Origin of the sequence: Calothrix rhizosoleniae SC01 (genome assembly GCF_900185595.1) — a bacterium.
Taxonomy (GTDB): domain Bacteria; phylum Cyanobacteriota; class Cyanobacteriia; order Cyanobacteriales; family Nostocaceae; genus Calothrix_A; species Calothrix_A rhizosoleniae.
Window position 1 is genome coordinate 1 of record NZ_FYBH01000229.1, and the last position, 8,229, is coordinate 8,229.

At 40.6% G+C, this 8,229-nt stretch carries 8 protein-coding genes; all 8 read right to left on the reverse strand.

All coding sequences use genetic code 11. The features are described from left to right. The coding region (locus CALSC_RS13695; RefSeq protein ID WP_088241886.1) for a B12-binding domain-containing radical SAM protein at positions 1 to 1,214 on the reverse strand (1,214 nt) is incomplete at its 3' end. 103 nt (positions 1,215 to 1,317) lie between these two features. Beyond that, positions 1,318 to 2,532 (reverse strand): glycosyltransferase, encoded by a 1,215-nt coding sequence (locus tag CALSC_RS13700; RefSeq protein ID WP_088241887.1) that lies wholly within the window; start codon positions 2,530 to 2,532, stop codon positions 1,318 to 1,320. A gap of 153 nt (positions 2,533 to 2,685) precedes the next feature. Continuing rightward, positions 2,686 to 3,444, reverse strand: coding sequence for an aspartyl/asparaginyl beta-hydroxylase domain-containing protein (locus CALSC_RS13705; RefSeq protein WP_088241893.1), 759 nt, complete (start codon positions 3,442 to 3,444; stop codon positions 2,686 to 2,688). 22 nt (positions 3,445 to 3,466) lie between these two features. Further along, entirely contained in the window at positions 3,467 to 5,254 is a 1,788-nt protein-coding gene (locus CALSC_RS13710) for a fatty acyl-AMP ligase (RefSeq protein ID WP_088241888.1), read from the reverse strand. Positions 5,255 to 5,303: 49 nt separating this feature from the next. After that, the gene (locus CALSC_RS13715) at positions 5,304 to 6,044 is read right to left on the reverse strand and encodes a glycosyltransferase (RefSeq protein ID WP_088241889.1); all 741 of its coding nucleotides are present in this window, start codon (positions 6,042 to 6,044) and stop codon (positions 5,304 to 5,306) included. A gap of 44 nt (positions 6,045 to 6,088) precedes the next feature. Continuing rightward, on the reverse strand, positions 6,089 to 6,502 hold the full coding sequence (locus tag CALSC_RS13720; RefSeq protein WP_159460614.1) for a glycosyltransferase: 414 nt from the start codon (positions 6,500 to 6,502) through the stop codon (positions 6,089 to 6,091). A gap of 19 nt (positions 6,503 to 6,521) precedes the next feature. After that, positions 6,522 to 7,385 carry a glycosyltransferase family A protein gene (locus CALSC_RS13725; protein WP_088241891.1) on the reverse strand — a complete coding sequence of 288 codons (864 nt, stop codon included), beginning with the start codon at positions 7,383 to 7,385 and terminating at the stop codon, positions 6,522 to 6,524. Then, the coding region (locus CALSC_RS13730; RefSeq protein WP_327331411.1) for an SDR family oxidoreductase at positions 7,378 to 8,229 on the reverse strand (852 nt) is incomplete at its 5' end. The genes CALSC_RS13730 and CALSC_RS13725, both read right to left, overlap by 8 nt.

An 8,229-nucleotide genomic window follows, 5' to 3' on the forward strand; every position in this document is an offset into this window, starting at 1 on the left:
AAGCAATTAATATACTCATGAGCCATTTCTTCTATGGGGCGAGTCGGAATAAAATTAGTCAACGTTGTTTGATTAATATCTCCTTCTTTTCCTTCTAATAAACGCCCTTCTTGTTCTAAACGATTCCAAAGAGATGTATTGGGCAAAGCTTGGAGCGTACTACAAAAAGCCAAGGGAATAGTAGTTGCTTCAACAAAATCAACAATGCGATCACCAGCCCCTGGTTTTTCTCCATCGAAGCCCACAATAAAACCACCCATAACACGCATTCCTGACTGATTGATTTTTTTAACTCCTTCTATTAAAGATTTTCTCGTATTTTGATATTTTTTAGTCAGCTTTAAAGTTTCTTCGTCCGGTGTTTCTATGCCTAAAAATACCGATCTGAAGTTAGTAACAAACATTAAGTCCAACAGCTCATCATCCTCCGCCAGATCTACTGAAGCTTCCGTCGTGAAGGAAAAAGGATAGTTGCGTTTTTTCATCCAAGGGGCTAGTTCCCGTAGCAATAGCTTAACATTACGTTTATTACCGATAAAATTATCATCAACCATAAAAATTCCACCTCGCCAGCCCAAATCATAGAGGGTTTGCAACTCTGCCAATAGTTGTGCTGGAGTTTTCGTGCGCGGTTTGCGCCCATACAGCACAATAATGTCGCAAAACTCGCACTGAAAAGGGCAACCACGAGAAAATTGTACTGACATTTCGGTGTAAGCATCCAACTCTAATAAGTCGTAACGAGGAATTGGTGTTTGAGTTACGTCTGGCTTTTCACCATTAGCGCGGAATACTCCTTTAATTTCCCCTTGTTCTATAGCTTCTACAAACAGAGGTAGAGTAATCTCGCCCTCATCCAAAATTAAAAAATCTGCCCCTGCTTTTTGGGCTTCCTTTGGTACGGAAGTAACATAGGGACCACCTACTGCCACCAGTTTGTTTCGTTGTTTTGCCCCATGGATGAGGTGAAGCAAATCTGGTTTCTGAACAATCATGCCAGAGATAACAATTAAATCTGCCCATTCCCAGTCAGCTTCAGTTTCCCGGCGAATATTGCGATCTACTAAACGGAATTCCCAAGTTTGGGGTAATATTGCTGCAACTGTAATTAGCCCCAGGGGTGGAAGAAAGGTTTTAGAACCAACCAGTTCTATTGCTTTTTCAAAAGACCAAAAGGATTTTGGGAAAAGGGGATATAAAAGTAAAACTCGCATTTTTGTTTAATTATCCTTATATTGTATATTTTGCATGGTCGTTGATGGGTGAAGTTGAAAATTAATTTGATTGTTTTTTAGGTTTTCTTTACTGATGATTGTATTATATTTGCTTATATAGGTATTCAATCCAATTAGATGCAGGATCGCTTTTACTCGACATTTTTGCATGACTCAATAGTATATTAGTCCGGAGTTTAGTGAGATCGCTTGGTTGATTAATAATTTTTGTCAATTTTTCAATGAAGTCTTTTCCATCTTGGGGTTGATATAAAACTCCATTAACATTAGGGGTAATTAGATTTCTTGTCCAATCACAATCTGGTGCAACTACTGGAGTCCCAACATACAAAGATTCTTGCACCGTGCGTCCAAAAGTTTCTTTTAAAGATGATGTGACATGAATATCTACGTTAGCAAGTAAGTGGGAGACTCTATCATGTGGCACTTCTCCCAACATGGCTGGGGATAGTTCTTTTGTCAACGAACTAGAGAGCAGAAAGTCCTCAAGTTCTCCTCGACCAGCTATTATAATTTTACATTTTTTAATTCCTAATTGATATTTTAATTCGGGTAGATATTTACAATTAAATTCCCAATTCTTATCCGGGGAAAGGCGACCAAGAAAAAGTATTTTTACGGTATCATCAACGTCTGATAAACCATAAAAATCTTGAAAGAATTTAGGAGTTCTCATTATTTCAGGATTTTGGACTAATGGTGGTCCGATAACCTGAGCATAATCAACATTCTTAATTCCCCATAATTTCAGTCTTTGGTAAATAAACTGACTGCCAACAAGTGTTGTAGAGTATTGATTGTAAATCCATTGTGTTAACAACAAAACTGCTGACTTACTTAGGTTTACTATCCACCAAGGGGCATAATCCTGGATATAGTCAATAAAATTGGTACGGTATGAGGCAATACAAGGAATATTGTGCTGTTTGGCATAAAATAAACCAGGTAAAACAAACATAGTCGTCCAAAGTCTTTCTGGCTCATCTACATGAATTATATCTGGCTGAAACTTTGTCAAAGCATGATGAATAATAGGTATTGAGTTCCGTGTTGGGTTTCTCTCTTGTTTTACTCCCATCCATTGTTTACTAGGAAGTGGAACAACTTCAATATTCTTAAAAATACAACCAACATAGTCACTCCAATTGGGATAAATATCCTTTAATTCTGAATAACTAGAAACTAAACATAAAGCTGAGTGACCTGCTGCAGATAACTTTTTTAAACGTTCAAATAAAGTAATGCTAACTCCATCATGTGATGGAAGAAAAGTGCTAGAAATTAATGCAATCTTCATATTTTTCCGTATAAAAATGCAGATATAATAGTATTTATATTAGGACTTACGCACTCGTGACGAGAAACAAGGCTTTGCGATTACTTCACTTCGTTCGTAATGACGTAAATACGTGGCTTGTGCGTAAGCCCTGTATATCTTTAATATTTATTTTTATCCCTTAGTAAATATTTTTTCTAAATGTTCATCCCATTGTTTTTGCAGGTTATAAGCATCTTGAATATAGGGAGAAATAGCAATTAGTTTCATAACTAGTGAATTGATAAATGAAAGTGGAAAATTCATCGGTCTCATTACATCTAAAAATAAAACTACCCGCATATCATTGGTTTCATTCCAGGCTTCATGGGGAAAAGAATCATCAAAAATCATAGCTTTGCCTTCTTCCCAAAAACGAGCTTCATCACCCACTCGAATCCGACATTTTTCTTTTTGTTCTGGTATTTTCAATCCCAATAAACAACGGATAACTCCTTTGTAAGGTCCTCGGTGTTCGGGAATATGTTTACCAGGGAATAAAATGGAAAAAAATGCTGTTTTCATCCCTGGAATTTTCTCTATTAAACGAGTTGTTTGCGGACATCTTTGACAACTTTTTTCTACTTTAATTCCATATCCATATAAAAAATATGTTTTCCACAAATCATCCATGCTCGTTGAATTGGCTTGGTCTGGGGAAATGTCTTGGAAATTTGGCAACTCATCTTGGTATTTGAGGATTTCATCTAACTCTTTGCGAATCAAGCTCCAATTAGCTTCTAATTCCTTTGCCCAATCAAATTCATTGGGGTCAAAAAAAGCGGTATTGCCAATTAAGGAATAATGAGGAATTAGTTTTTCAAAATACCAGAGTAGTTTTCCCCCAACTCTAAGTAATCTTTTCCTGTATCTAACCTTAATGTTTTTTAACATCAATCTACGCCTCTTAGTCACATTAGCTTGATTCATCTTGTGAACTATAATTATTTGCCAACTCAGATACAGCACCTTTTTCAGTCTGAAGTCGCCACTGACCAAGGATATTCAGAGTCCCTGCCAAAAACTGACTGCGACAGGTGCGGCGCTGAATTTTACCACTAGTAGTCTTAGGAATACTACCAGTCTTTAATAAAGCGATCGCATAAACTTCAGCTGTATGTTCAACGGCTACTGCTTGTCGAATTGCGATCGCTACTTCTTCAACATTTAATTGTCGCCAATAACTACGTTCCACCTCATGGACAATTACTAAGCGCTCATCATCCTCTATCTCCACGGAGAAAGCAGCGCCACAACTAGGTCTGAGGGCTGGATGACACTTTTCCACTGTCAACTCAATATCTTGGGGATAACGATACCGACCCCACAAAATCATGACATCTTTAATGCGTCCGGTAATAAATAATTCTCCATCCTGTAAAAATCCCAAATCCCCTGTTCGTAAAAAATGTCCCTGCTCTCCTAAAAAAGCATTAAAAGTCCGTTCTGTTTCTGATGGCTCGTTCCAATACCCCTGAGCTACACCAGCACCAGCAACCCAGATTTCTCCAACTTCACCTTCCCCACGTGGAATATGGGATTCTGGGTCAACGATCGCAATTTTATCGCCCAACCAACCCCAGCCGCAACTAACCACAGCTCTACTATTTCCACTACCAAGCACAATTCGGTTCTCTGTCAAAGCATCAGCATCTACATTCTTAATAACTGGCGGTTTTGTTTTTGCTCCTCCAGTAATAAATAAAGTTGCCTCCGCCATTCCATAACAAGGATAAAAAGCTTCTCGCCGAAAACCACAAGGTGCAAAAGTCTCAGCAAATCTTGCTAAAGTTCCAGCTCGCACAGTCTCAGCCCCAGAAAATGCTACGCTCCAGCTACTCAAATCTAAACTTTCCAGTTGTTTAGGTTTTACTTGACGAGCAACTAGATCGTAAGCAAAGTTGGGACCTCCGCTGGTAGTTGCTTTGTACTGAGAAATAGCCTCTAACCAACCTATGGGCTTTTGAATTAAAGCCATAGGTGACATCAAGATGACAGGAAAGCCACCATACAGAGGTTGTACCACTCCACCAACTAATCCCATATCGTGGAACATGGGTAGCCAACTTACGACTCTACTATCTGCATTATGTTCAAAAGACTGATAAATCACTTGTGAGTTATGCAAGACATTGCCATGAGTCACCATTACTCCTTTAGGTTTACCAGTGGAGCCGGAGGTGTATTGGAAAAAGGCGAGGGTATCTTTATATATCTTTGGTTCCACCCATTGGGATGCATGGGATAGGGAAATTTTATCTGTAGCTATCCAAGGTAAATGGCCAAGTGTAGCAGCTAAATCTGGATTTTTCCCTAATTTTTCTTGAATGTGGAGTAAAAAAGATTCTGTAGTTAGGATGGCCTTTGCTTGGGAAGATTCCACCCTTTGTGCGAGTTTGACTATGGCTTCCTCGTTTAGGGGTGGGTTACTAGTGACAGCGATTGCCCCTGCATAAATACAACCGAAAAAGCTAGGGATAAATTCTAATGCTGCGGTGTAGGGATAAACAACTAAAATTCTCTCCCCTGGGGTAATAATTGATTGTAGGTAGGCAGCGATCGCTCGTACTTGTGTCTCTAGCTGTCTGTAAGTTAAACCAACAGAATCGGTTTCCACCTCTGGCAAAAATCTATAAGCAATTTGCTCGGGTAGATTTTCTGAGCGGTCGCGTAGTATATCTATTATGGTTAAATATTTAGCCATTTAAATTATTTAATTACCAAAAATATGAATTGAATAAATTTTTTTGCTCTTAGACATTTGAGAACCCACGTTTTTGCAATTGGATGCGATAAAAATCGAAGAGTGCATCAAAGTGACCTTGAAAGCTGGGATGCTTGTCTGCAACCTCTACAGCCTCTGCCGACAAATGCTTCTGTGGTCGGTTGAACAGTCGAGCTACTGCACAAGCAATGTCATGTGCACAAGCGTCCTCAGCATAAATCTCGGAACAGTTGGGGTTGACTAGCTCTGGTGCCCCTCCAGCTTGGGGAACTACTACGGGAGTTCCAGATGCTAGAGCCTCAACTAACACGAAGCCAAATGTCTCACTTAGGGAACCATGTAATAAAGCATCAACGCTAGCTAAAATTTGAGCAAACTCCAGGCGCTCGCGTGTAAAAGGCAACATTGTCACCATGGGCAAGGCTGCTGCACGCTTGGCCATAGCCTCACGCTCTGGTCCGTCGCCAACTATTACCAAGGCGATGGGGCATTTTTGGGAAAGTTCTATCAAAGAATCGATTAAGATTAGGGGTCGTTTGTCCATTGCTAATCTACCGCAGATGAGAATTAGACGTGCTTCTGGTTGATCGGCTAGGGATCCTAACAATTTTTGCCGCAGGTTTAGATCCATTTTGTCAGGACCCAAATCTTGGCGATCAAATCCAAATGGTATAGTATAAACCCTTTGACAGTGTTTTTCCCTCAACAGCTTTTCCAGCCACTTTCCCGAAACAATAGTAGCATCAAAACTATTGCATACTCGACCCATGAAGCTCCAGGCTGTTGATTCAACTAGATTCTTGGCATAGCCTCTCAAGTAGCGGTGAGCAAAGGGTCGTACATAGGAGTTGATGGGATCGGAATGATATATATGGGATCGGAATGATATATATATGTTTGCAAAGGTATATTTTTGATAGTTGCAGCGGCCAGTGCTGGCAAAAACGGACTGCTAACTTGAAGTACGTCAGGTTTAGCCTCAAGCACTAAATCTCGCATCCTATCTAACCGCAAAGGAGCATGGTAAGTTGGATCGTAAGGCATTGGTGGTCCTGGGTAGCGAATAATGCGACCTCCATTTTCTTCCACTACTTCCTCTTTGGTTCCTGGTGCCACTACAATCAATTCATGACCTCGTTTGCTGGCTGCACCAAGCATTTTTGTCAAGTAGGAACGAACACCACCACCCCGTTCGGAATAAAACTCGCATAGATCTAGAATACGCATGTTGAAACCCCTGAAACCTTTAATTATTTTTTGTTTGGTCTGTATTTCTATCAGGTGGCTCTGAAGAAGCATCTTTCCACGGTTGAGACCGCAAGTTAATATGGTATAGTTGGCGTTTTTCAAATCGCTCGGCTAAAAACTTGTAGAAAAACCAATCCTTCCACCCATAAGGTGTCACAAAATAGAGTAGCCGTTCAAGCAGCGTCCAGCGCAAGTTTTTGCGATCACTCCGCCTGGGGGAGGTATAGCACCACAGATGGGGATGATAGTAAGCACGCCCATACCGAAACAGCCGATGCATCACCTCATGGTCTCTCATCACATAAGGCCATTGAGTTTCGGAAAACCCGCCGGCCTTTCTCAGGGTTTCGGTATGCAGAATCTGACCATAGTTGCCTGTATAGCTTTGCCGTTGTAAGACCTTGGATAGCCCTACATAAAACTGCCGCTTCAGTTTTTGAGGGATGGTCTGCTCTACACCACTGCTGTTGAGAGCCATAAGCCCCATGAGTTTTTTCGGTCGCTTTTCTATTAGTTCCTCGCACAGGGCAAGGTAATGGGGCGGATAGTAGGTGTCACCATCGGCAAAGATGACGAAAGTTCCTCGGACATATTTAAGACCAGTTTCTAGGGCATGAACTTTTCCGGGACGGTGTTCTTGGAGAAAGGTTACAGGAAGCGCTGGATATGATTCTAATAAGGTTTTACACTGCTCAGTGGTAGCATCCGTTGAGGCATTGTCCACCAAGATAAGTTCGTCGGGTAGGCGCGTTTGCTCTAGCCAACAGCGGAGTGTCTGCGGTAAGAAATCTTCTTCATTGAAGTAAGGAATGAGGACACTGAAGGAAATCGGTAGAGTCGATGGTAAACTCTGATTATTCATTATTACTTGTTAATTGTTCATTGCTATAGCTGTGCACTTTGTTGACAATTTTGTCAAAATACCAATTAAGTATTGGACTTAGCAAACTATGCCAAACTTGTAACAATTTCATTTCTAGTCCTGGTGTAATTACAAAATCTTTCCTTTCAATACCGCGTAAAATCACTTTTGCCACACTTTTAGCACTCCAAGTTTTAGCTGTAGCTGTGATTAACTTGGTTTCCTGGGGTTTGGTCAAGTTTTCCGTTGCAAACTGTGGAGTATCGGTATCAGGAGGGTAGACAATTGAAACAGAAATTCCCCAGCATTTTAGCTCTCCTCGCAAGGATTCAGCTAGCCCACGTAAAGCGAATTTAGATGGACTGTAAGGAGTATAGCCATAAATACCAATGAGCCCAGCGCCGGAAGATATGATTACAATATGTCCCTGCTGCTTTTGCCGCATCGATGGTAAAACTGACTTGATTGCATAGAGAGTACCAAAATAATTGATTGCCATTGTTTCTGCAAATATTTGCACAGGGAGTTCATGAAAATAACCAGGGTGGGCAATTCCTGCAGAGGTAATTAGTAAGTTAGGTGTGCCTAATTCTTCAATGGTTTTGGTAATTGCTTGCTCAAGTTGAGCTTGCTGTGATACATCTGCACAAATACAAATAATGCGTTGTTCTGGATCTGCTCTTACTGCTTCAATTTCAGCTTTGGCTGTTTCTAGTTTGTTTTGATGGCGAGCAATTATGGATATGTTTGCTCCTTGTTTTGCCAACATCATTGCTGTTGCTTTACCTATACCACTAGAACCACCGGTAATAATTGCGTGCTGCATTTTAAACCTCATTCCCTT